26 protein-coding genes are annotated in these 26,157 nt (G+C 72.5%); 15 read left to right on the top strand and 11 right to left on the bottom strand.

Annotated features, from left to right (window positions below):
* The first annotated feature begins 51 nt into the window (after positions 1-51).
* Positions 52-966, top strand: coding sequence for an RNA polymerase sigma factor SigJ (gene sigJ / locus ABZ386_RS08490; RefSeq protein WP_351343991.1), 915 nt, complete (start codon positions 52-54; stop codon positions 964-966).
* Between the two features lie 8 nt (positions 967-974).
* Here the strand turns inward: sigJ and ABZ386_RS08485 are convergent, their stop codons facing one another.
* Complete coding sequence (locus ABZ386_RS08485; protein WP_355720682.1) at positions 975-1,712, bottom strand: NAD(P)H-binding protein; 738 nt, start codon at positions 1,710-1,712, stop codon at positions 975-977.
* Positions 1,713-1,821: 109 nt separating this feature from the next.
* Between ABZ386_RS08485 and ABZ386_RS08480 the strand changes: the two genes are divergently transcribed.
* Positions 1,822-2,721: a dihydrodipicolinate synthase family protein gene (locus tag ABZ386_RS08480; RefSeq protein ID WP_356503705.1), complete on the top strand. Its 900-nt coding sequence runs from the start codon at positions 1,822-1,824 to the stop codon at positions 2,719-2,721.
* 45 nt (positions 2,722-2,766) lie between these two features.
* Here the strand turns inward: ABZ386_RS08480 and ABZ386_RS08475 are convergent, their stop codons facing one another.
* A complete protein-coding gene (locus ABZ386_RS08475; protein ID WP_355720676.1) occupies positions 2,767-3,426 on the bottom strand; it encodes a 1,4-alpha-glucan branching protein in 660 nt (219 codons plus the stop codon).
* A gap of 105 nt (positions 3,427-3,531) precedes the next feature.
* The gene (locus tag ABZ386_RS08470) at positions 3,532-4,710 is read right to left on the bottom strand and encodes an aminotransferase class V-fold PLP-dependent enzyme (protein ID WP_356503707.1); all 1,179 of its coding nucleotides are present in this window, start codon (positions 4,708-4,710) and stop codon (positions 3,532-3,534) included.
* A 126-nt stretch (positions 4,711-4,836) separates the two neighbouring features.
* Here ABZ386_RS08470 and ABZ386_RS08465 point away from each other — a divergent pair, with 126 nt between their 5' ends.
* Positions 4,837-5,769 (top strand): LysR family transcriptional regulator, encoded by a 933-nt coding sequence (locus ABZ386_RS08465; protein WP_351343976.1) that lies wholly within the window; start codon positions 4,837-4,839, stop codon positions 5,767-5,769.
* Between the two features lie 73 nt (positions 5,770-5,842).
* Complete coding sequence (locus tag ABZ386_RS08460) at positions 5,843-6,379, top strand: AAA family ATPase (RefSeq protein WP_351343973.1); 537 nt, start codon at positions 5,843-5,845, stop codon at positions 6,377-6,379.
* A 72-nt stretch (positions 6,380-6,451) separates the two neighbouring features.
* On the opposite strand, the gene ABZ386_RS08455 is transcribed toward ABZ386_RS08460, so the two are convergent.
* Positions 6,452-6,991 (bottom strand): AAA family ATPase, encoded by a 540-nt coding sequence (locus tag ABZ386_RS08455; RefSeq protein WP_351343970.1) that lies wholly within the window; start codon positions 6,989-6,991, stop codon positions 6,452-6,454.
* A gap of 149 nt (positions 6,992-7,140) precedes the next feature.
* Here ABZ386_RS08455 and ABZ386_RS08450 point away from each other — a divergent pair, with 149 nt between their 5' ends.
* The 3 genes from ABZ386_RS08450 (at position 7,141) to ABZ386_RS08440 (ending at position 10,501) form a co-directional block, all read left to right on the top strand.
* On the top strand, positions 7,141-8,373 hold the full coding sequence (locus tag ABZ386_RS08450) for a cytochrome P450 (RefSeq protein WP_355720667.1): 1,233 nt from the start codon (positions 7,141-7,143) through the stop codon (positions 8,371-8,373).
* A gap of 270 nt (positions 8,374-8,643) precedes the next feature.
* Positions 8,644-8,793 carry a hypothetical protein gene (locus tag ABZ386_RS08445; protein ID WP_351343964.1) on the top strand — a complete coding sequence of 50 codons (150 nt, stop codon included), beginning with the start codon at positions 8,644-8,646 and terminating at the stop codon, positions 8,791-8,793.
* Positions 8,794-8,872: 79 nt separating this feature from the next.
* On the top strand, positions 8,873-10,501 hold the full coding sequence (locus ABZ386_RS08440) for an ATP-binding cassette domain-containing protein (RefSeq protein ID WP_358964297.1): 1,629 nt from the start codon (positions 8,873-8,875) through the stop codon (positions 10,499-10,501).
* A gap of 201 nt (positions 10,502-10,702) precedes the next feature.
* On the opposite strand, the gene msrA is transcribed toward ABZ386_RS08440, so the two are convergent.
* The 5 genes from msrA to ABZ386_RS08415 form a co-directional block, all read right to left on the bottom strand.
* Positions 10,703-11,218, bottom strand: a complete 516-nt coding sequence (msrA, locus tag ABZ386_RS08435; protein ID WP_114250304.1) for a peptide-methionine (S)-S-oxide reductase MsrA — start codon at positions 11,216-11,218, stop codon at positions 10,703-10,705.
* Positions 11,219-11,343: 125 nt separating this feature from the next.
* Complete coding sequence (locus ABZ386_RS08430) at positions 11,344-12,144, bottom strand: GNAT family N-acetyltransferase (protein ID WP_358964296.1); 801 nt, start codon at positions 12,142-12,144, stop codon at positions 11,344-11,346.
* Positions 12,145-12,260: 116 nt separating this feature from the next.
* Positions 12,261-12,878 (bottom strand): TOPRIM nucleotidyl transferase/hydrolase domain-containing protein, encoded by a 618-nt coding sequence (locus ABZ386_RS08425; protein WP_351343951.1) that lies wholly within the window; start codon positions 12,876-12,878, stop codon positions 12,261-12,263.
* Between the two features lie 80 nt (positions 12,879-12,958).
* Entirely contained in the window at positions 12,959-13,759 is an 801-nt protein-coding gene (locus tag ABZ386_RS08420) for an RNA polymerase sigma factor SigF (RefSeq protein ID WP_351344463.1), read from the bottom strand.
* Positions 13,760-14,059: 300 nt separating this feature from the next.
* On the bottom strand, positions 14,060-14,545 hold the full coding sequence (locus ABZ386_RS08415; RefSeq protein WP_351343948.1) for a MarR family transcriptional regulator: 486 nt from the start codon (positions 14,543-14,545) through the stop codon (positions 14,060-14,062).
* A gap of 151 nt (positions 14,546-14,696) precedes the next feature.
* Between ABZ386_RS08415 and ABZ386_RS08410 the strand changes: the two genes are divergently transcribed.
* From ABZ386_RS08410 to ABZ386_RS08380, 7 genes are all read left to right on the top strand, one after another.
* Positions 14,697-15,857 (top strand): PP2C family protein-serine/threonine phosphatase, encoded by a 1,161-nt coding sequence (locus ABZ386_RS08410; RefSeq protein ID WP_356619278.1) that lies wholly within the window; start codon positions 14,697-14,699, stop codon positions 15,855-15,857.
* 140 nt (positions 15,858-15,997) lie between these two features.
* Positions 15,998-16,897 carry an STAS domain-containing protein gene (locus ABZ386_RS08405; protein WP_358964294.1) on the top strand — a complete coding sequence of 300 codons (900 nt, stop codon included), beginning with the start codon at positions 15,998-16,000 and terminating at the stop codon, positions 16,895-16,897.
* Entirely contained in the window at positions 16,894-17,319 is a 426-nt protein-coding gene (locus ABZ386_RS08400) for an STAS domain-containing protein (RefSeq protein WP_351343939.1), read from the top strand. The genes ABZ386_RS08405 and ABZ386_RS08400 overlap by 4 nt, the downstream gene beginning before the upstream one ends.
* Positions 17,303-17,749 (top strand): anti-sigma regulatory factor, encoded by a 447-nt coding sequence (locus ABZ386_RS08395; RefSeq protein WP_351343936.1) that lies wholly within the window; start codon positions 17,303-17,305, stop codon positions 17,747-17,749. The genes ABZ386_RS08400 and ABZ386_RS08395 overlap by 17 nt, the downstream gene beginning before the upstream one ends.
* Positions 17,746-18,819, top strand: coding sequence for a SpoIIE family protein phosphatase (locus ABZ386_RS08390; protein WP_356619282.1), 1,074 nt, complete (start codon positions 17,746-17,748; stop codon positions 18,817-18,819). The genes ABZ386_RS08395 and ABZ386_RS08390 overlap by 4 nt, the downstream gene beginning before the upstream one ends.
* Entirely contained in the window at positions 18,803-20,557 is a 1,755-nt protein-coding gene (locus ABZ386_RS08385) for a SpoIIE family protein phosphatase (RefSeq protein WP_356673059.1), read from the top strand. The genes ABZ386_RS08390 and ABZ386_RS08385 overlap by 17 nt, the downstream gene beginning before the upstream one ends.
* Before the next feature lie 101 nt (positions 20,558-20,658).
* Positions 20,659-21,852: a PP2C family protein-serine/threonine phosphatase gene (locus ABZ386_RS08380; protein WP_356503715.1), complete on the top strand. Its 1,194-nt coding sequence runs from the start codon at positions 20,659-20,661 to the stop codon at positions 21,850-21,852.
* On the opposite strand, the gene ABZ386_RS08375 is transcribed toward ABZ386_RS08380, so the two are convergent.
* Complete coding sequence (locus tag ABZ386_RS08375; protein WP_356619286.1) at positions 21,849-22,367, bottom strand: MarR family transcriptional regulator; 519 nt, start codon at positions 22,365-22,367, stop codon at positions 21,849-21,851. The two genes, ABZ386_RS08380 and ABZ386_RS08375, sit on opposite strands and share 4 nt — an antisense overlap.
* Positions 22,368-22,478: 111 nt before the next feature.
* Positions 22,479-23,198 carry a FadR/GntR family transcriptional regulator gene (locus ABZ386_RS08370; RefSeq protein ID WP_355719781.1) on the bottom strand — a complete coding sequence of 240 codons (720 nt, stop codon included), beginning with the start codon at positions 23,196-23,198 and terminating at the stop codon, positions 22,479-22,481.
* 294 nt (positions 23,199-23,492) lie between these two features.
* Between ABZ386_RS08370 and ABZ386_RS08365 the strand changes: the two genes are divergently transcribed.
* The gene (locus tag ABZ386_RS08365; protein ID WP_358964291.1) at positions 23,493-25,916 is read left to right on the top strand and encodes a SpoIIE family protein phosphatase; all 2,424 of its coding nucleotides are present in this window, start codon (positions 23,493-23,495) and stop codon (positions 25,914-25,916) included.
* The last annotated feature ends 241 nt before the right edge of the window (positions 25,917-26,157 follow it).

Below are 26,157 nucleotides of genomic sequence, written 5' to 3'. Positions count from 1 at the left end.
GGGGCCGTACTGTCTGGGGCAGGACGGTCGACCCGCGGAGGCATCGGCAGCATGGACCAGCACCAGCCCCTCAGTGACGACGCGCTGGACGCGGCCGCGGACGCCTTCGAGCGGCTGCGGCCGCGGCTGTTCGGGATCGCCTACCGGGTCCTGGGCAGCGTGTCCGAGGCCGAGGACGTGGTGCAGGACGTGTGGGTGCGCTGGCAGGGCGCCGACCGGACCGCGGTCCTCGACCCGGGGGCGTTCCTGGCGAAGACCACCACCCGGCTGGCGATCAACGTGGCCCGGTCGGCGCGGGTCCGCCGCGAGGCCTACGTGGGGCCCTGGCTGCCGGAGCCCGTGGACACCGGCGTCGATCCGCAGGTCGGCGCGGAGCGCGGCGAGGCGCTGGAGCTGGCCGTGCTGCTGGTCCTTCAGCGGCTGAACCCCGTGGAGCGGGCGGCGTACGTGCTGCGGGAGGCGTTCGACTACGCCTACGACGAGATCGCGGACATGCTCCGGCTCAGCCAGGCCAACACGCGGCAGATCGTCTCCCGGGCCCGCAGGCGCCTGGCCGCCGAGCGCCGTGAACCGGTCGACGCGGCACAGCACCGGCGCCTGCTGGAGGCCTTCGTCGCCGCCGCCCGGCACGGTGACGTCGCCGCGCTGGAGAGCGTGCTGTCCGCCGACGTCGTCGCCTACGCGGACGGCAACGGCATGCGCGGCGTGGCGCGGCTGGAGATCGTGGGGGCCGGGCGCGTGGCCAAGGTCACCGCCTTCGCGCAGAAGTTCTTCCCCGGGGCCGAGTACCGCGTGGCCGAGGCCAACGGGCAGCCCTGCCTGCTGCTCGTCCGGGACGGGGCCGCCGTCGCCCTGGTGAGCGCCACCGCGGGGCCCGGCGGGATCGACGGCCTCTACTGGGTGCTGGCGCCGGAGAAGCTGCGGGCGTACGAGCGGTCGGCGCGCCGGGGCGCCGACCGCCCGTAGCCGGCGGGTCAGTTCTGCTTCAGCCACTCCTCGTAGCGGGTGGTGGACAGGTGCGCGATGCCGTCGCCGGTGAGCACGTCGGGCATGCCCGCGAACAGGCCGGCGGTCTCGTCGGTGACGACGGTGCGGCCGTCCGGCTTCACCGCCAGGGTGATCTCGCCGAGCCGGTCCAGCCCGTACACCTCCGGGCCCGCGATGTCGCGGATGCCGTTCGACGGCTCGCCCTGCGCCGCCTCGGCGACGGCCGCCGCCACATCGGCGGAGGCGATGGGGCGCAGCCGCGTGGACGGCAGCCGCACCTCGGTGCCCTCGGTGGACATGTTCATCACCGGGGCGACGAACTCGAAGAACTGGGTGGCGCGCACGATGCTGTAGGGCACGCCGCTGCCGCGCACGGCGTTCTCCTGGGCGACCTTCGCCTCGTAGTAGCCGTAGCCGGGCACCTGGTCGACGCCGACGATGGACAGCGCGACGTGGTGGCCCACGCCCGCCTCCTTCTCCGCGGCGAACAGGTTGCGGGCCGAGCGGGTGAAGAAGTCCAGGGCGGGCTCCCTGTCGAAGGACGGCGAGTTGGACACGTCCACGACCACCTGCGCGCCTTCGAGGGCCGCGTCCAGGCCCTCGCCGGTGAGGGTGTCGACGCCCGTGGAGGGGGCGGCGGCCTCGGCCGTGTGACCGCTGTCGCGCAGACGCGCGACCACCTGCGAGCCGATGAGCCCCGTCCCGCCGACGACCACGATCTTCATCACTGTCTCCCGTCGCTGGTTGCTGATACACCGGAAGGACAAGGCGGGGCCCGGATCTGTGACAGCCTGCCTGGCGACCCGTACCGCAGCCGTCCCGAGGAGTCCTGGCATGTTCCGCGGCCTCAGCGCCTTCCCGCTCACCCCCACGACCGAGGACGGCATCGACGAGCGGGCGTTCAGCGCGCTCGTCGCCCGGCTCGCCGCCGCGGGCGTCGACTCCATAGGGGCTCTCGGCTCGACCGGCGGTTACGCCTACCTCACCCGCGAGCAGCGCGCCCGCGTGGCCGCGCTCGCGGTGGAGGCCGCCGCCGGGGTGCCGGTCGTCGTCGGCATCGGCGCGCTGCGGACCGCGCAGGTCCTGGCCCATGCCGAGGACGCGCAGAAGGCGGGCGCGTCCGCGGTCCTGCTCGCCCCGATGACGTACCAGCCGCTCACCGAGGACGAGGTGTTCGGCCTGTACGAGGACGTCACCCGGGAGCTGTCGGTGCCGCTGTGCGTGTACGACAACCCCCGCACCACGCACGTCGACTTCACCGACGAACTGCACGGCCGCATCGCCCAGTTGCCGAACGTCGCGGCCGTGAAGCTCCCGCCGGTGCCCGGTGACCCGGCGGCCGCCCGGCAGCGCGTCGCGGCGTTGCGGGCGCTGCTCCCGGAGACCGTCGCCGTCGGCGTGAGCGGCGACTGGGCGGCGGCCACCGGGCTGAACGCCGGGTGCGACACCTGGTACTCGGTCATCGGGGGCCTGTTCCCCCGCACGGCGCTCGCCCTCACCCGTGCCGCCATCGGCGGTGACGCCGAGGGGGCCATCGCCCGCTCGACACGGCTGGAGCCCCTGTGGGAACTCTTCCGCCGGTACGGCGGCCTGCGCGTGATGTCGGCGGCAGCCGCGCAGCTGGGCCTGGCCGCCGAGCCGAACCTGCCACTGCCCCTGCGCGGCCTGCCCGTCGACGCCCGACGCCGGCTGGTGACCGTCCTGGACGACCTGGAGCTGGGCACGACCGGGTGACGCCAGACCGGTGACCGCCGCCCCCGCGAGCCGGGGGCGGCGGGGCTAGGCCCGGGGATCGGTCTGCAGGACGGCGAACAGCCCCCGGGCGCGAGTGCCGTCCGGCAGCTGCCAGGAACCGGAGACATGGCCGATCGCTCCCTGCGCCGGGAGCGGCCGGTCGTCCGGTGCGGGCCGCAGGGCCCGCTGCAGGCGGAGGGTCATGCCGTGCGGCGTGGTCAGTCCGGTGCCTTCCCGGTCGTCGGTGACGGTGACGTCCGGGGAGAGGGGGACGTCCCCGGTGAAGGAGGCGGTGACCTCCCGGTCGGGGGCGTCGCTGGTGTTCTGGTCCTGGGCCTGTGCCCGCCCCTCGATCAGGGCCGCCAACTGGGCGACCAGCACGGGGTCGTGGCAGCCGTCGTAGGCCCAGCGCCGCCCCAGCACGCCGTGCTCCATGGTGCCGACGAGGGCGTGCTCGGCGCCGTCGAGCGGGGCACCGCGGTAGGTCAGCGGCAGCAGGTAGGCGGTCGGGTGGGGACCGGAGGTGTCGGTGACCACCATGAACTCGATCCCGACCTCGCCCCGCGGATCGTCCAGCCGGAAGCCGCCGGCCTTCGCCAGCGTCGGTCCGGCCGGGCCACCGCGGTACCAGGGGCGGGAGGGCAGCCAGGAGGTGAGCAGTTCCAGCTTGGTCGGCTTGAGGGTGGTGCGGTGGATGACGGCCATGCCGAGAAGTCCCTTCCGATGGGCCGTGCGGGCAGCACGCGGGCCTGCATGTGGGCATGCATGTGGGCAGCTACACCCTCCCAGGTGCGCGGCGCCGAGGGGCGGTCAGTGGGCGGCGGCGAGTTCGGCGAGGACCCCGACGGCGCGGTCGATCTCGGCCTCGGTGTTGTAGTAGTGCGGCGAGAGCCGTAGCAGCGGGTGGACGTCCCGGGCCTCGGTGTCGAACTGGGTCTGCGCGGGGTCGGTGGTGCTGACGTTGATGCCGTGCCCGGCGAGGGCGGCCGCGGCGTCGGCCGTCGTCATGGCGTCGACCTTGCAGGTCACGATCGCGCACCGCTGACGGCCGAGGTCGTAGGTGGTGATGCCGGGCACGGCGTCCAACTGCTCGCGCAGGCGGGAGCCGAGGGCGAGGGCACGTCGGCCGATCTCGTCCATGCCGAGGTCAAGGGCCTGCTGGACGGCGGCGTTCAGGCCCAGGACGTTGGCGTAGCCGGCCTCCCACGTCCCGAAGCGTCGCGCGCCGTCGTGCCAGGTGAAGCCGCGCTTGCCGTCCCAGGTGGCCGCGGCGATCTCGATGACGTGCGGCTCCAGGCGGTCGAGTGCCTCGGTGCGCACCCAGAGGAAGCCCGTGCCGCGCGGGCCGCGCAGGAACTTGCGGCCGGTGGCGGTGAGCATGTCGCAGCCGATCTCGGTGACGTCCACGGGGAACTGGCCGACGGACTGGGTGGCGTCGAGGAGGAAGGGAACGCCGGCTGCGCGGGTGATGCGTCCGACCTCGGCGGCCGGGTTGACCAGGCCTCCGCTGGTGGGGACGTGGGTGAGGCCCACCAGCTTGGTGCGGTCGTCGATCAGGTTCGCCAGGGCGGTGGTGTCGAGCTGGCCGGACTCGTCGTCCGGGACGACGACAACCTCGGCTCCGGTCCGCCGCGCCGTCTGCAGGTAGGCGAGGACGCTGCTGCCGTACTCGGCGCGGCCGGTGAGGATGCGGTCGCCCGGCTTGAAGGTCAGGGAGTAGAACGCGGCGTTCCAGGCGTGGGTGGAGTTGTCGAACAGGGCGATCTCGTCCGGCGTGCCGCCCACCAGGCGTGCGAGGTGCCCGTACGTGGAGTCGATGCGGTCCCGCTCCTGGTTCGCGGCCTCGTAGCCGCCGATCGTTGCCTCCAGCTCCACGTGGGAGGTCACGGCCTCGAGCGTCTGCCGCGACAGCAGGCCCGCGCCCGCGTTGTTGAGGTGGATCCGGTGCGCGGTGCCCGGGGTGTCCCGGCGGAGCGCTTCGATGTCCATGCCCTTCGTGTCTCCCTCTGTCTGTGCGGCGTCGCTGCGCCTTCACGGTTCCAAACCGCTCCCCTTCAGTAAAGTGAACGTTTCCGGAGGTCACCGGCCACGGAATCTGATGAATGGAGACGGGGCGTGTACAACCTGCGCCGCCTGGTGGTGCTGCGGGAGTTGAAGCACCGGGGAACGCTGGCCGCTGTAGCCTCGGCCATGTCCTACAGCCCCTCGGCCGTCTCCCAGCAGCTGACGTCGCTGGAGTCCGAAGTCGGCGCTCCGCTGCTGGAACGGGAGGGCCGGGGAGTCCGGCTGACGCCGCAGGCGGAGATCCTCGTCGCCCGCACGGAGAAGGCGCTGCGGGAACTGGAGCGCGCCGAGGCGGAGATCGCGGCGTCGCTGCGGGAGACCACCGGGGTGATCAGGGTCGCGGCCTTCCAGACGGCGATGCTCGCCCTGATGCCCGTCGCGCTGACGTGGCTGCGGGAGAACCACCCCGGGATCAGGGTGGAGGCCACGCAGGCGGAGCCCGACACCTCGCTGCCGGGTCTGCTGACCCGGGACTTCGACCTCGTGATCGACGAGACCTTCCCCGGGCATGCGCGGCCGGCCCGCCACGCGGAGTTCGAGCACCATCCGCTGGGCGAGGACGCCATGCGGCTGGCGGCCCCCGCCCCCGTGGTGTCGCTCGCCGAACTGGCCGAACACCCCTGGGTGATGGAGCCCGTCGGCACCCCCGCCCGGGCCTGGGCGACCGGCGTCTGCCACGCTGCGGGCTTCGAGCCGGACGTCGCCTACGTGTCCGCGGACATGCTGGTGCACGCCCGGCTGGTCGAGGAGGGCCACGCGGCGGCGTTCCTGCCCGACATGCTGGGGTCCGACCGCACGCCGGGCCTCTTCCTCGACGGCTCCGCGGGCCACGTCCGCACCGTGCTCGCGACGGTACGCGCGGGAGCCGGGGAGCACCCGCTGATCCAGGCCTTCCTCACCGCGATCCGCCACGCGATCGGCGAACCGGCCGCCGGTGCCGGGGGACGGCGCCGCGGCGACACCCCGGACCTCACCGCGCCCTGACGAAACTCTGGACGAGCCCAGCATGAGATCTTCGGCCTGAAGCAGGGTCACCGGACGCCGGTAACCTGACCGCATGAGGGTGGGAACCCAGGAAACCCGGCTGATCGTGCTGCGCGGCAACAGCGCCTCAGGGAAGTCGTCCGTCGCGGCAGGCCTCCGCGAGAGGTTCGGCCGCGGCCTGGCCCTGGTCGGCCAGGACAACCTCCGCCGCATCGTGCTCCGCGAGCGGGACCGGCCCGGCGCGGCGAACATCGGCCTCATCGACCTGACGGCACGCTACGCCCTGGACGCCGGGTACCACGTCGTGGTCGAAGGCCTCCTCTACGCCGACCACTACGGCGACATGCTCGCCCGGCTGCGGACCGACCACCGCGGCCCGACCCACGGCTACTACCTGGACGTGCCGTTCGACGAAACCCTCGCCCGGCATGCCACGAAGCCCATCGCCGACGACGTCACCGAGACGCAACTGCGCGACTGGTACCGGCCGCGCGACCTGCTGCCCGACGGGCACGAGACCGTCATCGGGGCCGACAGCGCCCTGCACGAGACCGTCGACCGCATCATGTCCGACACCGGCCTGACCCACCTGCCGGCCCTGGACCGCTGACCGAGCATCATTCGGCGTCTGTGCGTGGGGCATGACTCCCCGGGCCGGGCAACGAGCGCGTCCACCGACTGATCAGGCACCGGCTCGGACCAGGGCCAGCACTTGCTCGGCCAGTTGCCGCGCAGTCAGCTCACCGTCGAGGAACACCGTGCCCCCGGGCAGCGTGTCGGCCGCGGCGACACACGGGGCGATCCTGTCCTTGCACCAGCGCCGGACCCGTTCGTCCTGCGCGGGGTCGTCCGGTGTGAAGCTCCGCCCGTCGATCCGTTCCTCCAGGACCTGCCGCGAGACCTTGAGGAAGAAGTGGTGAACGTCGACGCCCGCGTCCTTCAACGCGCCGAAGATCTCACCGACATACCCGGGGTTGACCAAGGTCATCGGGACCAGGACCGGGCGGTCGTACTCCTCGACCAGGCCGATGGCGAGGTCGGCGACCTGGCGGCGCCACAGGCGGAGGTCCTGGAAGTCGCCGGTCGGCACCTCCACGATCTGCCGCAGCACGAAGCCGACCATCTCCGGGTCGAAGACCAGCGCCTCGGGCCAGCGGGCACGCAACTCGTCCACGAGCGTGGTCTTCCCGCTGCCGAACGCACCGTTCACCCAGACGATCAACGCTTTCCTCCCTGCCCGGTCGCCGAACAACCGGTCTCGCCCAGCCGTTCGCCGTACCGCGCCCGTCACAGGTGGTTAGCGTAGCCAGAGGCCGTCTGTGAACCTGCGTCATGCGGTCCGCGCGATCACCAGAACGGGAGAGACGCTCCATGAGCCCGCAGCAGCCATGCCCCTACCAGGACGGCAGGGTGGTCATCGATCCCGCCTTCAAGGCGGACGCCCCCGCGCGCTACGCCCGGCTGCGGCAGCTGGGCCCCATTCACCCGGCCGAGTTCCACCTCGGCCTGCAGGGCTGGGTGGTCGTCGGCTACGACCTGGCCCGGGAGGCGCTGACCCACCCCGCTCTGCTCAAGGACGCCACACCCGCCGCCGAGGCCCTGGCCGCCGCCGGCTACGTCCTCCACCAGCCCAAGGTGGGACTCGGGGCGCAGATGATGGAGGCCGACCCGCCCGAGCACACCCGGCTGCGCCGACTGGCCTCGGCGGCCTTCACCCCCCGCCGCACCGCCGAACTCGCCCCGCGCATCGAGCAGATCGCCCACGACCTGATCGACGCGTTGCCGCCGTCGGGCGAGGCCGACCTCGTCGAGGCCTTCAACGCCCCGCTGCCCGCCACGGTCATCGCCGAACTCCTCGGCATCCCCCGGGAGCACCACCTCGACTTCCGCCGCTGGTCCGGACAGGCGCTCCGGGTGGCCTCACCCGAGCACCGTCCGGCGCTGGCCGGTCTGCACGGGCTGCTGGCCGACCTGGTCGCGGAGAAGCGCCGCCGCCCCCAGGACGACCTGCTGTCCGCCCTGGTCGCCGTACGCGACGAGGAGGACGGCCGGCTCTCCGAGGAGGAACTGGTGGGGACGGCCATGATGCTGGTCGTCGCCGGCCACGAAAGCACGGTGAATCTGCTGGGCAACGCCGTGCTGGCCCTCCTGCGACACCCCGAGCAACTGGAGCTGTTGCGGGAGCGGCCCGGGCTGATGCCCGGCGCGGTGGAGGAGTTCCTGCGCCATGACACCTCGGTCGAACGCTCCACCAGCCGCTACGCGTCGCAGGACCTGGAGTTGGGCGGGGTGGCGATCCCCCGGGGGAGCATGATCGTCGTGGCTCTCGGATCGGCCGGGCACGACGCCCCGCAGGCCGTGGGCGACGACCCCGCCGTTCTCGACGTGACGCGGCCGGGCGCCCGTCATCTCGCCTTCGGACACGGCATCCACTACTGCCTGGGCGCGCCCCTCGCCCGGCTGGAGACGGACATCGCCCTGCGCACCCTGCTGTCCCGCGTCCCGGAACTCGAACTCGCCGCCCCGGTCGACTCGCTCGACTGGATCGGCTCCGGGATCATCCGCGGCGTGCTGTCCCTGCCGGTGCGCTACCGCGTCGGCTGACGGCCCGGGCCCGCAGCGTTCGGGCTCACGCCCCTGTCTGAAATCGTCCCTGCATGCCAGAGGCGCGCTGTTACGCTGGCGGCGGCATTGACCATGCGTCGAGGAGTCACAGACGTGGTGGGTGAAGACGACATCTCCGGGTGAGATCCGGAGCTGACGGCCACCGGCGCGCGGCGGAGCGCGGCCGACGTGGCCGGTTCGTCGTACCCCTTTTCCCACGTCTGCCGGGGCAGAGCCCTGTCTGCCCTCAGTTCCTTCGAGGTCGCCTCCATGTCCGACGCCGCCATCGTCTGCTCGAACCTCTCCTTCGTCCGGCCCGACGACACCCCGGTCCTCGACGACCCGTCCTTCACCGTCACCACCGGCCGTACGGGCCTGGTCGCCCAGAACAACCTCCGGACGGGGGCTTCGGCGGTGTGAGCCGTCGGCGTGCCACGTGGCCCGCGTCCGAGGCCGTACGCCCGGCGGGCCGACCACCGAACACGGAGGACGGACACCCATGCCCCGACCCGCTCTGCTCGCCCACGACGTCGTCCGCCACCTGGGCGGCCGGCGCGTCCTCGACGGCGTCTGCCTGACCGCCTCCCCCGGCCACCGCATCGGCCTGATCGGGGAGAACGGCGTCGGCAAGTCCACCCTGCTGCGGGTGCTCGCCGGCGTGGACGCACCCGACGCGGGAAGCGTCACCCGCCCCGAAGGCCTCGGCTTCCTCCACCAGGAACTCCCGTACGACGCCGACTCGACGATCGCCGCGGTGCTGGACGAGGCGCTGCGTGAGGCCCGCGAGGACCTCGCGGAGCTGGACCGGCTCGGCGAGGAGCTGGCCCGGGTCCCGGAGGACGATCCCCGCCACCGGGAACTCCTCGACGCCTACGGCAGGCGGCTGGAGCAGGCCCAGGACCGGGAATCCTGGGACGCCGACCGCCGCGCGGCCCTGGTGCTGGACGGCCTGGGCCTCGGCGCGGTCGGACACGACCGCACCCTCGGTTCGCTCTCCGGCGGGCAGCGCGCCCGTCTGGCCCTGGCCGCGCTGCTCGTCCGCCGGCCACCGGCACTGCTGCTGGACGAGCCGACCAACCACCTCGACGACGATGCCGCCGCCTTCCTGGAGGAGCAGTTGCGCGGCCTGCCCGGGACCGTGGTGCTCGCCAGCCACGACCGGGCCTTCCTCGACGCCGTCTGCACCGATGTGATCGACCTCGACCCGGCGGTCGACGGCCCGGTCCGCTACGGCGGCGGCTACAGCGCCTACCTGTCCGAGAAACGCGCCGAGCGGGAGCGCTGGGAGCGGCGGTACGCCGAGGAGCAGGAGGAGCTGGAGCGACTGCGCCACTCGGCGGGGGTGACCGCGCGCCGGGTCGCCCCGGACCGCGGGCCGCGCGACAACGAGAAGATGGGCTACGGCCACCGAGGGGGCCGGGTGCAGAGCCAGATCTCCCGCCGCGTCCGCAACGCCACCCGGCGGCTGGAGGACCTGGAGCGCACCCGGGTCCCCGAGCCGCCCCGCCCGCTGAGCTTCGCGGCCGGGGCTGTGGCGGCGTGGGCGGAGGAGGGGCCACAGCCGCTGGTGGCCCTGCGGGACGTACGGGTGCCCGGCCGGCTCGCGGTGGACGCCGTGGAGGTGGCGGCGACCGACCGGCTGCTGGTCACGGGCGGCAACGGCGCGGGCAAGTCCACACTGCTCGCCGTGCTCGCCGGGCGCCTCCCCGCCGAGGGCGAGGTGCGCCGGCGGCGCGGGCTGACGGTGGGGCTGCTCACCCAGGACACCGTGTTCGAACGGCCCGACCGCACGGTCCGCGACACCTACGCGCTGTCGCTCGGCCCGGAGCGGGCGGAGAAGGTGCCGCTCGGCTCACTCGGCCTGCTGCACGAGGCGGACCTGGGCAAACCGGTCGGGCAGCTCTCCGTGGGGCAGCGCCGGCGTCTGGCCCTGGCGCTCCTGGTGGCCCGCCCGCCGCACCTGCTGCTGCTCGACGAGCCCACCAATCACCTCTCGCCGCGCCTGTGCGACGAGCTGGAGGCGGCGCTGGGCAGCAGCCCGGGTGCGATCGTGGTCGCGAGCCACGACCGCTGGCTGCGCCGGCGGTGGCAAGGCCGCGAGCTGCGCCTGGAACCGGCACGCGAGTGACGGGAGACGGAGCCGCGGCGCGGCCGAGAGGCTCCGTGCGGCGCACCACTGTCACTCGTCAAGCTGTGGTATCTGGCCACCGTCGCCCGGCAGGCGGTGAAACGGGGTTCAAGGGCGGCCGCCTGCCACGCACGCAAGAGGACGGCGCCCGCCACGGCGACACGCTGAGGCAGGCGTACCGTCATCGGCCGCGCCGGGTGTTCAGGACTCGGCGCGCTTGGGCAGGCGCCAGTTCGGGCGGGGGAAGTGGCAGGTGTAGCCGTCCGGGTAGCGCTGGAGGTAGTCCTGGTGCTCCGGTTCGGCCTCCCAGAACGGGCCGGCCGGCACGACCTCGGTGACCACCGGCCCCGGCCACAGCCCGGACGCCTCGACGTCGGCGATGGTGTCCTGGGCGACGCGGCGCTGCTCCTCGTCGAGGTAGAAGATGGCGGAGCGGTAGCTGGGGCCCAGGTCGTTGCCCTGCCGGTTCTTCGTGGTGGGGTCGTGGATCTGGAAGAAGTACTCCAGGATCGTGCGGTAGTCGGTGGCCGTGGGATCGAAGACGATCTCGATCGATTCCGCGTGGTTTCCATGGTCACGGTAGGTGGGGCGGGGCTTGTCGTCGTCGCCGCTGTATCCCACCCGGGTGCGCAGCACCCCGGGGAGGGACCGGATCAGCTCCTGCATGCCCCAGAAGCAACCACCCGCCAGCAGCGCCCTCTCCTCGACGTCGCTCATGGCGCACCACCTTTCTCCCGTCGTCCGGCCACGCGGAACCAGCCTCGCACACAGAGGCGACCCCACTCTCTGTCACCATCTTGACAGGCGGTGGGTCGCCCCCTGTCGGAACGGTGCTCTGCGGCTCAGCCCGCCAGCCCGTAGAAGCGCATCGGTGAGTTCGGTTCGAAGCCGATCCGCGGATACACGGGTGCGCCGGCGGCCGTCGCGTGCAGGGTGGCGCGGGTCAGTCCGGTGGCGCGGGCGCCTTCGTACAGCGCCTTGCGGGTCACCGCCTCGCCGTAGCCGCGGCGCTGCGCGTCCGGCTCGGTGGCGACGAGCACGACGAACAGGCGGCCCTCCGCCTCGATCGTGGCCGCGCAGGCGACCGGGGCGCCGTCCCGCAGGGCCAGGTAGGCGTGGACCTCCTTCTTCCACAGCGTGGAGCCGGCGATGCCGTCGCGGCCCTCCTCCAGGGGGAAGCCGTAGGCGCGTGAGTTGATGTCCGCGTAGGCCCGCAGTTGATCGTCGGTGGTCACCCGCTCGAACGTCAGGTCGGGGTGGTGTGGCGCGGGGATCGGCAGCAGGTCGCCGGCCATGCCGGTACCGGGGAAGGCGTAGGCCAGGCCCGCGCGCTCCGCCGCCTCGTCCAGTGCGGCGCGCGCGTCGTCCGCGAGCAGGTCCTCGAAGAGCCACAGGAAACCGGGCTGTTCCTTGGAGCGCATGATGTCCGCCGCCTGGCCGAGGCGCTGTTCGAGTAAGGCCTGGTCCGCGCCGACGTCGGTGAGTGTCACCGCGTTCCAGAAGGCGAAGCGGCAGTCGGCCCAGCGGACGGCGACCCCCGGGAGGTCCCGTACGTCCGCGTTCTCTTCCCGGTCGAGCACCATGGCGCGCCAGACCGTGGAGAGTTGTTCCACCGATTCGACCGCGGCCGTCAAGTCTGTCACCGCAGACCCCCTCGTCATGTCGTGTGTGCGATCTCCGCGTCCGGTACAACGGTCCGTGCGGGCGGGAAGTTCGCGCTCCGCCATGAGACAGGGCGGCACCGGGTTGCGGCTCGGGGTCAGAGGCTGCGCAGCAGGTCGTCGAGCGGGGCGGGAACGCGGTCGGGGTCGAGGGCCTCGACGAGGACACGGCCGTAGTGGATCTTGCGCCCCTTCTTCGTGCCGAGGAAGCGCCTGAACTGCTGCTGCGGGGCACGGCCCTGCTGTGCGGGCTGGCGCAGGAAGGTGTGCAGGGGGCGCAGGTCCCCTTCCTGCTCGACGAGTTCCTCCACCCGTGGCACACCCAGCGCGCGGATGAGTTCGTCCTCCAGGTCCGCCGCGCAGACGAAGAAGCCCTGCCGCGCCGCGCCGGCCCGGTCGAAGCCGCGGGCGTAGTAGGGACGCTCGGCCTCGTCGCACAGTCCCCTGAGGCGGAGGCCCAGGCCGGGTGGACCGAGGAGTCGGGCGTAGCGCCCGACGCTCATCGCGCCGTCGATCGACAGGACGCAGACCCCTTCGGCCGCCAGGTTCCGGCCGCGGCGCTGCGCCAGCGCGTTGACCGCCGCGACGTCGCTGCGCCCTTCGAGCAGGACGGCTGCCCTGACGGACAGCCGCGTGGCCAGTTCCCGCGCGGGGGCCTCGGGGCCTCCCGCCGCCCACGCGGCGACCGCGTCCCCGAACTCCCCCATGTCAGTCATGAGGCGAGTCTCGGTCAGTCCGCGGCGCGGCGCGAGGGAATTTCCGACCCCGCACGACCGCCGACCGCCGCAGACGGCCGCTAGGCGGTGGCGAGCATGCCCTGCCGCAGGCGGGCCAGGATGCGGCTGATGAGCCGCGAGGTGTGCATCTGGGAGATGCCCAGCTCCTTGCCGATCTGCGCCTGCGTGAGTTCTTCGACGAACCTCATGTGGAGGATGCGCCGGTCCCTCTCCTCCAGGCCGGCGATGAGCGGCGCCAGGGCCTGGAAGTCCTCGACGAGTTCCAGGGCGGGGTCTTCCTCGCCGACGAACGCGGCGAACGTGGCGTCGCCGTCTTCGCTGTCGCTGGTGATGGCGGCGTCGAGGGACGCGGCGGTGAAGCCGTTCGCCGCGATGTGGACTTCGATGACCTGGTCCTCGGTCAGGCCCATCAGGGCGGCCAGTTCCGAGGTCTTGGGGGCGCGGCCCAGGCGGGTGCTGAGTTCGTCGCGGGCCTTGGCCAGCTCCGCGCGTGCCTCCTGCAGGCGCCTCGGCACGTGGACGGACCAGGAGGTGTCGCGGAAGAACCGCTTGATCTCGCCGACGATGTACGGCACGGCGAAGCTGGTGAACTGCACCTCGCGCGAGACCTCGAACCGGTCGATGGCCTTGATCAGGCCGATCATCCCGACCTGGACGACGTCCTCCATGTCCTGGCCGTGGCTGCGGAACCGGCGGGCGGCGAACCGCACCAGCGACATGTTCATCTCGATGAGCGTGTTGCGCGCGTACTGGTACTCGGGGGTCCCCTCCTCCAGCACGGCCAGCCGGTCGAGGAAGAGTCCGGACAGTGCCCGGGCGTCCTTGGGCGCCAGCTTGTGCGGGTCGTCCACGTGTGGCAGTCCGATACCAGAGTCCGTCGTTGCCTCGACATGTGTCGTCGTCGCTGCCACAAGCCCTCCCTCTCGCCTCGGCCGTCCCAGTCGCCTGGCTGACCGACCTGCGCCGCGCCTACCCCAGGTCTTCCGTTCCATGCCCGCGGAGTGACAGTTGCCGTTTGACAACTATAGCCGTGAGGCAACAAAGTAACCGTGCTCGGACCTGCACGGGGAAGGATCTGGAATGTTCCGGTGGGCGGAGACCGCTCCGTGCGCTGACCATCCGTACCCGACGGCGGGCAGGGAGGCTGCGTACAAAGGCGTTCAGGCCGTCTGCCTGCCCGGATCCTCGGCGTCGTCGTGTATCCGGGTCGCCGCCACGGCGCAGAACGCCTCCAGCCCCTGGAGCAGGGCTGCCCGTTTCGCGGCGGGCATCTGGTCGAGGATCGCCTGCAGCGCCTTCTCCCTGCGTGCGCGCAGGTCGTCGAGGAAGGCGCGGCCCCGGGCGCTGAGGTGCAGCCGCACCTCACGTCTGTCGGTCGTGCTCATCTCGCGCTCGACGAAGCCCGCGGCCTGCAGCCGGTCGCACAGCCGGCTGGTGGAGGGCGGGGTGGAGGCGAGGGTGTCGGCGAGGGTGCGCAGGTTGATGCCCTCGTGGTGCTCGAGGATGAGCAGCACGCGCAACTGGGACCCGGAAACGGGCGCCGTGGACGCCTGCCCCAGCAGGACTTCCAGCAGCTCCGCGGCCGTGGAGGTCACTCGGGCGACCTCGTTCGGCTCTCGGCGGGGGCTGAAGGCAGTCACAGTCACACTCTCGCAGGCACGGGGAAGGCTGTCAGCGTACTAGGCGCACGCGCTGGCGACAGATGACTTGGACGATCCGCGCGGAGCGCATCCGACGGCTTCGGCGCGGAACGAGGCGTCGCCGGCCGTCCGGCGAAAGATTGGTGTATCAACCCTCATGAACAGATTTGTGGCCGCTGAACGCGCTCTGCGAACAGCGGCTCCCCACGAGTTGCTCAGCGCGGTCCGTCGTGTGCTGAGCGAGCGGTACGAGGCGGACGCGGTCGAGTTGTTCATGGCCGACTACGGGCTGACCGTGCTCCAGCCGGTGTCCGTGCTGCCGCACACCCTGGAGCCGGTTCCGGTGCACGACAGCCCGGCCGGCCGGGCCTTCGGCGCCCAGGAACCCTATGCGGAACCGGTCGGAGGCGGCCGGGTGCGCGTCCATCTGCCGGTCACGGTGCGCGGCGACCGGCTGGGCGTACTGTCGGTGACCCTCTCGGACGGTGACCACGCCACCGCCTGCCGCGCCGAGCTCGCGGAGATCGCCGAGGTGCTCGGGCACGAGGTGGTCGTGGCCGAGCGGGACACCGACCTGTACCTCCAGGCCCGCCGCAAGGACCGGCTGACCCTGGCCGCCGAGATGCAGTGGCAGCTGCTGCCGGGCCGCTCCTGTGCCCGGCCGGAGTACGAGCTGGGCGCGCAGTTGGAGCCCGCGTACGCGATCTTCGGCGACAACTTCGACTGGTCCGCCACGGCCGACCGGTTCATGCTCTACGTCACGAACGGCATGGGCGAGGGCATAGAGGCCTCCCTGCTGACGAACTTGGCGATCAACGCGCTGCGCAACGCGCGCCGGGCCGGCATCCCGCTGGCCGACCAGGCCGCCCTGGCCGACCAGGCGGTGTACGCCCACTACCGGGGCCGCTGCTACCTGTCGGTGCTGATGTTCGACTTCGACCTGGCCACCGGGCGCGCCCGGGTGGTGGACGCGGGCTCCCCCCAGATGCTGCGCCTGCGCGGCGGGACGGTGGAGCGGATCACCTTCGAGGCCCAGCTGCCGCTCGGCATGTTCGAGGAGACCGACTACGTGGCCCAGGAGTTCCGGGCCGAGCCGGGCGACCGGCTGGTCTTCGTCAGCGACGGCGTCTACGACGTCGCCTCGCCGCGCGGAGAGGCCTATGGCGACGCCGCCCTGTCCCGGGCGATCCAGTCGACCCGGCTGCTGCCTGCCGCCGAGGTGCCCCGGGCCATCCTGCGCGAGCTGACCGGCCACCGCGGCAGAACCGCCCCGGACGACGACGCCCTGGTGGTCTGCCTGGACTGGCGCGGACGCTGACCACGGCCGCACGAGGTCCGCACGTCTTGCGGTCGGCTGTTGTTTGCTCCGCACCGCCAGGGCTAATGTTTGCCATGCGGCAATAATTGTCTGATGGCCTGCCATGTGCCGGGCATCGGGAGATCCGGTACGAGGGGAAGATGCAGGTGTCGGAGCAAGACGCGGTCTCGGAGTGGGCGGCGCGGAAGGTGGGCGAGTTCCTCCGGGCGAGGCAGGAGCAGATCGCCCAGCGCTGGGCCGACGCCGAGCTCTTCCGCACGGTGTTCACCGTGTCCCGGGACGAGGCGGTGGAGGCGGGCAAGGCCGTGGTGGACGCGTTGTCCGACGTCGCCGCCTCCGGGCGGCTGGACGACATCACGGCGCCCGGCTTCCGGACGGTGCGTGACCAACTGGGCCGGATGGCCGCCTCCCGGGCCCGCACCGGTGCGACCCCGGCGCAGGTCGCCGGGGAGGTCGCCGTCCTGCACCAGCCGGCCGTAAGGCTTCTTCGCGGAGAGTTCCCGGATCCGGCCGACGACCAGGCGCAGCAGTGCGTGCTGGCGTTGACCGTGCTGATGGGCACCCTGCGCCTGGTCGTGATGGAGACGACGCTCAGCCAGGGGGACGAACTCATCGAACGGCAGCGCCAGCAGTTGATGGAGGTGGCCACCCCGGTGATCAAGCTGTGGGACGGCATCGTCGCCGTCCCGCTGATCGGCACGCTGGACAGCGCCCGCAGCCAGGTGGTCATGGAGAGCCTGCTGGACGCGATCGTCGCCGAGCGCGCCCGGTACGCCATCCTCGACATCACCGGCGTGCCCACGGTCGACTCGCTGGTCGCCCAGCACCTGATGAAGACGGTGGCCGCGGCGCGGCTGATGGGCGCCGAGTGCGTCGTCTCCGGCATCCGGCCCGCGATCGCGCAGACCATCGTCCACCTCGGCATCGACCTCGGGACCGTGCTCACCCGGTCGTCGCTGGCCGACGCTCTGGCGTACGCGTTGCAGCAGCAAGGCATCGTGGTCGCTGCCCGCGCTCCGGTCGGCACGAGCCTGTCGTGACCGGAGCGAGGCGGGGCCACACCTCCCGGGTGCCGGTACTGGCCCTGGGCGAGACCCTCCTGATCACCCTGCAGGGGGAACTGCACGACAGCGAGGCCGAGCAGCTCCAGCACGACATCACCCGCCGCATCGCGCACAGCCGGGTGACGGGTGTGGTGATCGACATCTCCGGTGTGGACATCGTCGACTCGTTCCTGGGCCGCGTGCTCGCCGAGATCGCTTCCAGCGCCCGTCTGATGGCTGCCCGGACGGTGCTGGCCGGAATGCGGCCCGCCGTGGCCATCACCCTCGTCGAGCTGGGCCTCACCCTGCCCGGACTGCGCACCGCACTGGACGTCGAGCGGGCCATGACCCTGCTTGAGCACGGCCCCTCCACCGATCCGCCCCACCCCCGGAGGGCGCACCATGCAGACCTCCCATGACACGCGCACCATCAGGCTGCCGATCGGCTCGGACGCCGATCTGGCGTGGGTGCGGCAGCAGGTGAGACAGGTGGCAGCCGAGCTCGGGTTCGGGCTGGTGCAGCAGACGAAGCTGGTGACCGCGGTCAGCGAGCTGGCCCGCAACACCCTCATCCACGGGGGCGGCGGCCAGGTCGAGATGACCATGCTGCACCAGGGCTCCGCTCAGGGGCTCCGGCTGGCCTTCACCGACGCCGGCCCCGGCATCCGCGACATCGAGCTGGCGATGACCGACGGCTACACCACCGGCAACGGGCTGGGGATGGGCCTGAGCGGGGCCAAACGCCTGGTCCAGGAGTTCAGCGTCGACAGCCGTCCCGGCCATGGCACCACCATCACCGTCGCCGCGTGGGCCACCGGCCTGCCCCACCCCCGCGCGGAGGACGGATGAGCAGGGTCTGGGAGACCCCCGTGCACGACTCCACCCGGGTGCGGGACGTCCGCGTCGCGGCCGAGGCGGCCAGTGCCAGGGCCCGCCTCGATCCGCACCGCACCGCCATCGCCGCGCTGGTCGCCACCCAACTGGCCACCAACCTGCTCAAGCACGCCGGCGGCGGCAGCGTCCTGATCAACCTCCTGGAACGCCCGCCGACCGACGCCGGGTCCGGCAGCGCCGCGGTGCAGCTCGTCTCCATCGACCACGGCCCGGGCATCCCCGACGTCGCGGCGGCGCTGCGCGACGGCTACACAACCGCCGCCGCGTCCCTCGGCGCGGGCCTGGGCACCTGCGTCCGCATCTCCAGCGCCTTCGACCTGTACAGCGTGCGCGGCCGGGGCACCGTCGTCATGGCCCGCATCGACCAGGAGCCGGTCACCCACCGGGCGGAGACCGGGCACCACCACCGCCTGGGAGGGATCAACGCCCCCCTCGCCCAGGCCGCGCACTCCGGTGACTCCTTTGCCTGGGTGCGCTCCGGTCCCCGCCTGACGCTGATGCTCGCCGACGGCCTGGGGCACGGCGCCAAGGCCGCCACGGCATCCGACGCGGCCGTCGACGAACTGCACCGGAGCGCGCACCTGCCGCCCGAGCAGATCCTGCGGCACTTGGACGGGGCACTGCGCACCACGCGGGGCGCCGCTGTCGCCGTGGCCCAGCTCGACACGGACACCCACCGGCTCGGCTTCGCGGGCGTGGGCAACGTCGGTGCCCGCATCCGCACAGGGGACAGCTGGCAGCCGCTGGTCTCCCATCCCGGCATCGTCGGTGCCCATTTCCCCGCCAGGGTGCCCGTGCAGCACCTGGCGTGGAGCCGGGACAGCCTCCTCGTCCTGCACAGCGACGGACTGCCCAGCCGCTGGACGCCGCCGGAGGACACCGACCTCCTCGGCCATGACCCGGCGGTGGTGGCGGCGACGATCCTGCGCGATGCCGGCAGCGCCGCCCGCCCCCTGCGCGACGACACCAGCGTGGCCGTCCTGGCCCCCGACCGCCGGGCAGGCGCCCATGACCGCCGTACCTGACATCTGGCCCATCGCCTCGGCCGCCGACGCGGCCCGCGCCCGGACGGCCACGGCCCGGCTCACTGCCGCCGCGGGGGTGCCCCTGGTCGAGCGCGCCCGGTTCCTCACCGCCGTCACCGAGAAACTGCGGTGGTGCCTCGATCGAGGCGCGGCCTCGGACCTGCTCCTCCGCCTGCATCAGGCCGACGCCCGCGGCCACAGGCGCCTCGAGGTCACCGTGCGCCCGGCTGCCGGGCACACGCAGGGCGATCAGCCGGACTGGCGGCTTTCGCTCATGTGCCCCGAACCCGGCGACGTGGACACCGGCGGTCCGGCCGAGGTCGACAGTGCGGGGATGGCCGAGGCGCTCCTGGCGGCGGACGAGGACACCGCCGAACTCCTGGAGCGGATCGACGCGCAGGAAGGTCTGCTCCGTTCCTACCGCGAGGAACTGCACCAGACCAACCAGGGCGTCCTGGCCCTGCACGCCGAGCTGGAAGCCGCCGCCGTGACCCAGCACGACCTGCTCGACGCCGAACGGGCCGCACGAGTCCAGGCGGAGAACGCACGGAGTCTGCTGACCTTCCTCGCCGACGCCGGCGACGCCGTGACCGCGTCGCTCCACCACGACGAGATCCTGCAGCGCCTGCCCGAGCTCCTCGTCCCCCGCTACGCCGGCCACCTCGACGTCTGGCTCTTCGACGACGACCCCACCACCCGCCACGGACACCGGCCGGCCGCCGCCGTGGCCGCCGCACGCACCGGCCGGCCCCAGCACGCCGCCGCCCACCCCGGCAGCCTGCCCGGCGTCGACGACCTGCCGCCCTCGGCCCTCGCCCCCACCCGTCCCCTGTTGTGTGTCCCCCTCGTCGGGCACCGCATCCTGGGCGTGCTGACCCTGACCGCGCACGGTTCCCGATTCGATCCCGACGAGGCCGTCATGCTGATCGAACTGGCCCGCCGCACCGGCATCGCCCTGGACAACGCCCGCCGCTACGAGCAGCACCGCGACACCGCCGAAGCCCTCCAACGGGCCCAGCTCACCGAACTGCCCACCACCCCGGAGCTGTTCCTGGCAGCCCGCTACCTGCCCGCCACACGCGGACTGAACATCGGCGGCGACTGGTACGACGCCTTCGTCCAGTCCGACGGCAGCCTGCTGGCCGTCGTGGGAGACGTCACCGGCCACGGCCTGCGCGCGGCCGTCATGATGGGACAACTGCGCACCGCGCTGCGCGCCTACGCCCTCGAGAGCGACACCCCGGCAGGCATCCTCACCCGCCTGCACCGCATGCTCCGCCACCAGCAGCACGAGCTGTACGCGACCGCCGTCATCGCCCGCTTCCGCCCCGGCGACCCCACCGTCGTCTGGGCGGCCGCCGGCCACCCGCCCGCCCTGGTGCGCGAGACCGACGGCACCGTCCACGTGCTGGAGACCAAGCCCGGGATCATGCTGGGCGTACCCATGCCCTACGCGTACGAGGACCACACCGTCGCCCTCCCGCCCGGCTCGACACTCGCCCTCTACACCGACGGACTGGTCGAACGCCGAACCGAGGGCATCGACCCGGGCATCGTCCGGCTCGGCCACGCCCTGGCCGCACTCAGCGCCACCGAACTGGAGCATGACCTGGACACGGCGGCGGAGTCGCTGCTCAAACCGATGATCCATGACTCGGAACGCGATGACGACGTCTGCCTGCTACTGTGCCGCACCGCCCCGGAGGCCGCCCGCCACGGCCTCCCCCACCCCCCGTGACCGCGCGGCTCATCCGGAGTCGGTCACTTGTTCCTTTCCCGTGGCCACCGCGGGACCCGGCCGCGATAGCGTGGGAACCACCAGCGGAGAGGGCGGATGCCATGAACACCTCGGAACCGGCCGCGTCCGCGGAGAGCCTGCTGCGCGCCGCTCCACCCCATGCGCTGGTCGCTACCGCCGGTCACCTGCTGGCCGAACGCACCGGCGCCCAGGAGGTGACCCTGCTCCTGGCCGACTACGGGCTGACGGTCCTGCAGCCCGTCACGCACCTGCCCCACACCGGTGAGCCCGTGCCCGCGCACGACGGCCCGGCGGGGCGTGCCTTCACCACCCAGGCACCGGTCGTCGAGGTCACCCGGGATCCGGCCACCGAGGTCGTGCACCTGCCCATCACCGTTCGCGGCGACCGGCTGGGTGTCCTCTCCGTGCGCCTGCCGTCCCATGTCGTGGACGCGGCCCTGGTGCTCCGGCTCGGCGACTTCGCCACCGCGCTCGGCCATGAGGTCGACACCGCGGGCCGGGACACCGACCTGTATCTGCAGGCCCGCCGTACCCGCCGCCTGACCCTCGCCGCGGAAATGCAGTGGCAGCTGCTTCCCGGCCGGGGGTGCGCCCGCCAGGAGTACGTCATCGGCGCCCACCTCGAGCCCGCCTACGCCATCGGGGGCGACAACTTCGACTGGTCCACCAGCGCCGACCACCTGACCCTCACCGTCACCGACGGCATGGGCCAGGGCATCGACGCCTCCCTGCTCACCAGCCTGGCCGTCGGCGCCCTGCGCAACGCCCGCCGCGCCGGCATCGGCCTCGCCGACCAGGCATGCCTGGCCGACCAGGCGATCTACGCCCAGTACGGCGGCAAGGTCTACGCCTCCACGCTGCTGCTGCACTTCGCCCTCGACACCGGCACCGTCCACGCCGTCGACGCCGGGTCCCCCCAGCTCTTCCGCCTGCGCGGCATGACCATCGAGCAGATAGAGCTGGAGGCACAGCTCCCGCTCGGCATGTTCGAGGAGACCCCGTACGAGGAGCAGACCTTCCACGTCGAGCCGGGCGACCGGCTGATCGCGGTCAGCTCGGGTGTGCACGGCGCTCGCTCCGCGGACGGCGGCCTCTTCGGCGAGCGCGCCCTCCGGCAGACCCTCGGCGCGGCACGGCTGGCGCCGCCGCACGAGGCCGCGCGCTCCATCGTGGCCGGTCTCATGGAGCACTTCGGCAGCAGACACCTCACCGCGGACGCCGCTGTCGTCTGCCTCGACTGGAACGGACGCGGTATCGACGCCCGGTCGCTCTAATCGGCATCCGACGCACGCGGGAGTACCTCCTGCTGGGCTGCCTGGGCTGCCTGGGCTGCGAGAAACGCCTTCATCCCGCGGCTGAGAGCGACACGCTCATCGGGCTCCATCGCCCCCAGCGCCACCGCCAGCGCCCGGGCCCGACGTGCGGCGACCTCCCTGAGCACATCCAGGCCCTGCGGGGTGAGGCTCAGCCGCACCTCGCGACGCTTGTGCGGATGCAGCGCCCGTTCCAGCAGACCGGCAGCCTCTAGCCGGTCACACAACCGGCTGGCCGTGGGAAGCCCTATGTCCAAGCGCTCCGCCAGCGCGGTGAGGTTCAGTTCCGAGGCCGCTCCCAGAGCACGCAGAGCCCGCAACTGGTGCAGGGACAGCCTCAAGGCAGCCTCCTGCGTGGACAGCGCCCACAGGTTGGCCAGGCTCTCCACGGCGTCGGCGATGTCCCGGGCGATGGCCTCCGGACCAGCGCCTGGTCCCTGCGCATCGTCGTCGCGAGGGCCGGCGAGACGGGTCACGGGCGGATCTCTCTCAGTAAGCTCCGGGGAGTGCGGGGGTCCCCCTCACCCCATCGCTGTACCCGGAGATCCGCAGTGCAAGCCGCTGCCCCACGCGGTTGCTCAGGCTCGTCAAGGCGCTGCCGGGCCTTCAGCACCGGGCACACCGGAGCGCAGGTGTTTCCTCAGCCACTGCTCGGTGTTGCTCACGTGGAGCAGCGCGGCGGCCTGGCTGAGGGCGGGGTCACGGGTGGACAGCGCGTTGAAGATCGCCTCGTGCTCGGCGAGCGTGCGGCCCGCGGCCTTGTCGTCGATCAGACCGCGCCAGATGCGAGCGCGCAGGGTGCGGCCGGAGATCCCCTCCAGGAGGGTGAGGAGGGACTCGTTGCCCGTGGCAGCGACCACGGCGCGGTGGAAGGCGGCGTCGTGGGCGTTGAGCCGTTCGACGTCGTCGCGGGCCTCGCGCATGGCGTCCAGGTGCCGCTTCACCTCGGCCAGTCGGGCGTCGGAGATCCGGGTCGCGGCAAGGGCCGTGGCCATCGGTTCGAGGAGCCGCCGCACCTCCATGAGGTCCTGCAGGGCGGCCGAGTCACCCTGCAGCAGTTCCACCGCGCCGCCCACCCCCTCCAGCAGCAGGCTCGGCTGGAGACTGGTCACATACGTGCCGTCGCCCCGCCGGACCTCCAGGACGCGCGCGACGGCCAGCACCTTGACCGCTTCGCGGGCGAGGTTGCGCGACAGGCCGAGCTGGGCGGCGAGGTCCGGTTCCGGTGGGAGCTTCGAGCCCGGGGGCAGGGCACCGGTCCGGATCAGCTCACGGATCTGCTCGATGGCCTTGTCCGTCAGTGACACCCCTCGCCCCTCCCCGTACGTGCCCCCGGAGCACGCGACCTGTTCCGGAGTCCGCATGCCGGGGATGAGCCGATGATAGTGGGGCGCGTATGAGGGAAGCCGGTCGCGGCGGCGGACCTCGCCTGTTGTCGAACCGGCCCACGGGGGCACCGGCCGCGCTCGGTTCCGCACCCGGCGGCCAGGCGCGCACCTGGCCGGAGCGCCGTGCGGCGGAAGCGGTCCTAGGCTGGAAGCTGCGGCTGGAAACCAGCTCTGACGGGTACGGCTGTCCGGGCGGAGGTGACGCGCGTGGACATGGGCGGCAAGCAGGATGCCCGCGCCGCCGCGCTGGTGGTTGGCCCGGACGGCGTGGTGAGCGGCTGGAGCGAGAGTGGGCGGCTCCTGCTGGGCTGGACGGCGGAGGACACCGTCGGGCGCCCCGTGACCGACCTGCTGGCCGCTCCCCCACCGCCCGGTTTCCCCGAGAGCACCGGCAACGGCCCCGACCACACGGGGCTCCTCCCCTTGCGCCACCGGGACGGCTCCACGGTGGACGCCCTGGTGTCGGCCGACCCGCTGCTCGGCGCCGGCGGCCGCGCGCTCGGCCACGCGATCACCGTCCACCGCTGGGAACGCCGCCCGGTGATCGCCGACCTGGCCTTCGAACAGTGCCCCTTCGCCCTGGGCGTCTACGACCCCGATCTGCGGTTCCTGTGGGTCAACGCCTCCGCGTGCCGGGTGATGGCGCACTCCGAGGAGCAGGTGCTCGGTGAGAAGTACCGCGAGCTGTTCCCCGAACTGGACGACCAGGCGTACACCGACCAGCTCTCCGAGGTGGCGAGGACGGGTGAGCCCGCGCGTCTCATCACCGTCTTCCGTCCGCTCGGCAGCGACTACGCCAATGCCTGGGCCACCAGCATGTGGCCGGTGCGGGACGCCGAGGGCAGGGTCCGCGCGGTGGCCAACTGGGGATTCGACATGAGCGCCGAGTACTGGGCCCGGCAGCGCCTGCTCATCCTCAACGAGGCCGGCGGCGGCATCGGCCGGACGCTCGACGTGCTCGGCACCGCCCAGGAACTGGCCAGGACCCCGGTCCCGGGATTCGCCGACCTCGTCACCGTGGATCTCTTCGAAGAGGTGCTGCGCGGAGAGGAACCGCCCCTTCCCCCCGCATCCGGCGAAGCCATCGCGCTCAGCCGCGCCGCCCGGCACAGCGCGGCGTACGACACCGACCGGGCTCCCGGGCGCCCCGAGCCGGTCCGTCACGCTCCCGATTCCGTCGCCGCCCGCTGCATGGCCACCGGCAGGTCCACGGTTCAGCTCGCGGCCGAGCCCGGCCCGGGTGGCGAATGGGCCTTCGGGCCCGGGCTCGCCGCCGACCCGGCCCACTGGCCGCCGGGCAATCCGTTGATCGACGAGTCTCTCGCCGCGGCGGGGCTGACCGGCCGGATCACCGTGCCGCTCCGGGCGCGCGGCGCGCTGCTCGGCGTCGTCGCGTTCTCCCGCAGCGACCGGCCGGAGGCCTTCACCGCCGACGACCTGATCCTCGCCGAAGAGCTGACCGCCAAGGCGGCCGTCGCCATCGACAACGCCCGTCGGTATGCGCGCGAGCGCACGACCGCGCTGACCCTGCAACGCAGCCTGCTGCTGCAGCGGCTGCCGAGCCAGGAGGCGCTGGAGGTGGCGTCCCGCTACCTGCCCGCCGGGACCGGCGCGGAGGTGGGCGGTGACTGGTTCGACGTCATCCCGCTCTCCGGCGCCCGGGTCGCCCTGGTCGTCGGCGATGTGGTCGGTCACGGCCTGCACGCCTCGGCCAGCATGGGCCGGCTGCGCACGGCGGTCCGCACGCTCGCCGACGTGGACCTGCCGCCGGACGAGTTGCTGACCCACCTGGACGACCTGGTCATCCACCTCGCCAGTGATCTTCAGCCCGTCGGCCACTTCCAGCCGACCGGAGAGTTCGGTGCCACCTGCCTTTACACCGTCTACGACCCGGTCTCCCGCCGCTTCACCCTGGCGAGCGCCGGTCATCCGCTGCCGCTGATCATCTCCCCGGACGGCACCAGGACCCCGGTCCCCGCACAGCCCGGGCCGCCGCTCGGCCTCGGTGGCCTGCCGTTCGAGGCGACCGAGCTCGAACTGCCCGAGGGCAGCCTGCTCGCCCTCTACACCGACGGGCTGGTGCGCAGCCGGGAGCGCGATGCCGACCAGGGCGTCGCCGAACTGCTGCGGGTCCTGAACCGTTCGGCCACCTCGCTGGAGGGCCTCTGTGACACGGTCATGGACGCCATGCTGCTCGAACGCCGCACCGACGACGCCGCCCTGCTGCTCGCCCGCACGCACGCGCTGGATCCCCAGCACGTCGCCGACTGGGACGTCGCACCCGACCCCGCGGAGGTGCCGCGCGCCAGGAAGTTCGCCCTCGACCAGGTGGCGGCCTGGGGGCTGGAGGAGGCGTCGTTCGTCACCGAACTGGTGGTCAGTGAGCTGGTCACCAACGCCATCAGATACGGCGAGCCCCCGATCATGCTGCGGCTGATCCGGGACTCCTCGCTGATCTGCGAGGTCTCCGACGCCAGCAACACCGCACCGCATCTGCGCCGGGCGCGCGCCTTCGACGAAGGCGGCCGGGGCCTGCTGCTCGTCGCCCAGCTCACCCAGGGGTGGGGCACCCGGCACACCACCGACGGCAAGACGATCTGGTGCGCACAGCCCCTCGATGTCATCACATCACCGTGAAGTGACTGGGTGTGTTCGCAGTTCGATCACCATTCGGAAAGCACGGGGCCTCACGGGTACTGCAGAGGCGCCCGGACACGTCAACACCTTCGCCCCATCCGGTCAATGACCCTGGATTTTAGCTCTCACGAGACCTTCGAATGTTTCGGTGACTTAGACGAACCATGCGAGGCATATTGACTGCCGCGACCGACCTTCTATCATCCAGAATGCTCGGCAGTCCGAAGAGCGTCCGACATTC

This window comes from Streptomyces sp. NPDC006140 (assembly GCF_040628815.1).
In the GTDB taxonomy this organism is placed as follows: Bacteria; Actinomycetota; Actinomycetes; order Streptomycetales; family Streptomycetaceae; genus Streptomyces.
The sequence above is the reverse complement of the archived record's forward strand: the minus strand, read 5'-3'. Positions and strand labels throughout refer to the sequence as shown.

What these genes read in the sequence shown, in the direction of transcription:
- sigJ (WP_351343991.1), top strand. Translation starts at nt 52, where the DNA reads ATGGACCAGCACCAGCCCCTCAGTGACGACGCGCTGGACGCGGCCGCG.
- ABZ386_RS08485 (WP_355720682.1), bottom strand. Translation starts at nt 1,712, where the DNA reads ATGAAGATCGTGGTCGTCGGCGGGACGGGGCTCATCGGCTCGCAGGTG.
- ABZ386_RS08480 (WP_356503705.1), top strand. Translation starts at nt 1,822, where the DNA reads ATGTTCCGCGGCCTCAGCGCCTTCCCGCTCACCCCCACGACCGAGGAC.
- ABZ386_RS08475 (WP_355720676.1), bottom strand. Translation starts at nt 3,426, where the DNA reads ATGGCCGTCATCCACCGCACCACCCTCAAGCCGACCAAGCTGGAACTG.
- ABZ386_RS08470 (WP_356503707.1), bottom strand. Translation starts at nt 4,710, where the DNA reads ATGGACATCGAAGCGCTCCGCCGGGACACCCCGGGCACCGCGCACCGG.
- ABZ386_RS08460 (WP_351343973.1), top strand. Translation starts at nt 5,843, where the DNA reads ATGAGGGTGGGAACCCAGGAAACCCGGCTGATCGTGCTGCGCGGCAAC.
- ABZ386_RS08450 (WP_355720667.1), top strand. Translation starts at nt 7,141, where the DNA reads ATGAGCCCGCAGCAGCCATGCCCCTACCAGGACGGCAGGGTGGTCATC.
- ABZ386_RS08445 (WP_351343964.1), top strand. Translation starts at nt 8,644, where the DNA reads ATGTCCGACGCCGCCATCGTCTGCTCGAACCTCTCCTTCGTCCGGCCC.
- ABZ386_RS08440 (WP_358964297.1), top strand. Translation starts at nt 8,873, where the DNA reads ATGCCCCGACCCGCTCTGCTCGCCCACGACGTCGTCCGCCACCTGGGC.
- msrA (WP_114250304.1), bottom strand. Translation starts at nt 11,218, where the DNA reads ATGAGCGACGTCGAGGAGAGGGCGCTGCTGGCGGGTGGTTGCTTCTGG.
- ABZ386_RS08425 (WP_351343951.1), bottom strand. Translation starts at nt 12,878, where the DNA reads ATGACTGACATGGGGGAGTTCGGGGACGCGGTCGCCGCGTGGGCGGCG.
- ABZ386_RS08410 (WP_356619278.1), top strand. Translation starts at nt 14,697, where the DNA reads ATGAACAGATTTGTGGCCGCTGAACGCGCTCTGCGAACAGCGGCTCCC.
- ABZ386_RS08405 (WP_358964294.1), top strand. Translation starts at nt 15,998, where the DNA reads ATGCAGGTGTCGGAGCAAGACGCGGTCTCGGAGTGGGCGGCGCGGAAG.
- ABZ386_RS08395 (WP_351343936.1), top strand. Translation starts at nt 17,303, where the DNA reads ATGCAGACCTCCCATGACACGCGCACCATCAGGCTGCCGATCGGCTCG.
- ABZ386_RS08390 (WP_356619282.1), top strand. Translation starts at nt 17,746, where the DNA reads ATGAGCAGGGTCTGGGAGACCCCCGTGCACGACTCCACCCGGGTGCGG.
- ABZ386_RS08385 (WP_356673059.1), top strand. Translation starts at nt 18,803, where the DNA reads ATGACCGCCGTACCTGACATCTGGCCCATCGCCTCGGCCGCCGACGCG.
- ABZ386_RS08380 (WP_356503715.1), top strand. Translation starts at nt 20,659, where the DNA reads ATGAACACCTCGGAACCGGCCGCGTCCGCGGAGAGCCTGCTGCGCGCC.
- ABZ386_RS08365 (WP_358964291.1), top strand. Translation starts at nt 23,493, where the DNA reads ATGGGCGGCAAGCAGGATGCCCGCGCCGCCGCGCTGGTGGTTGGCCCG.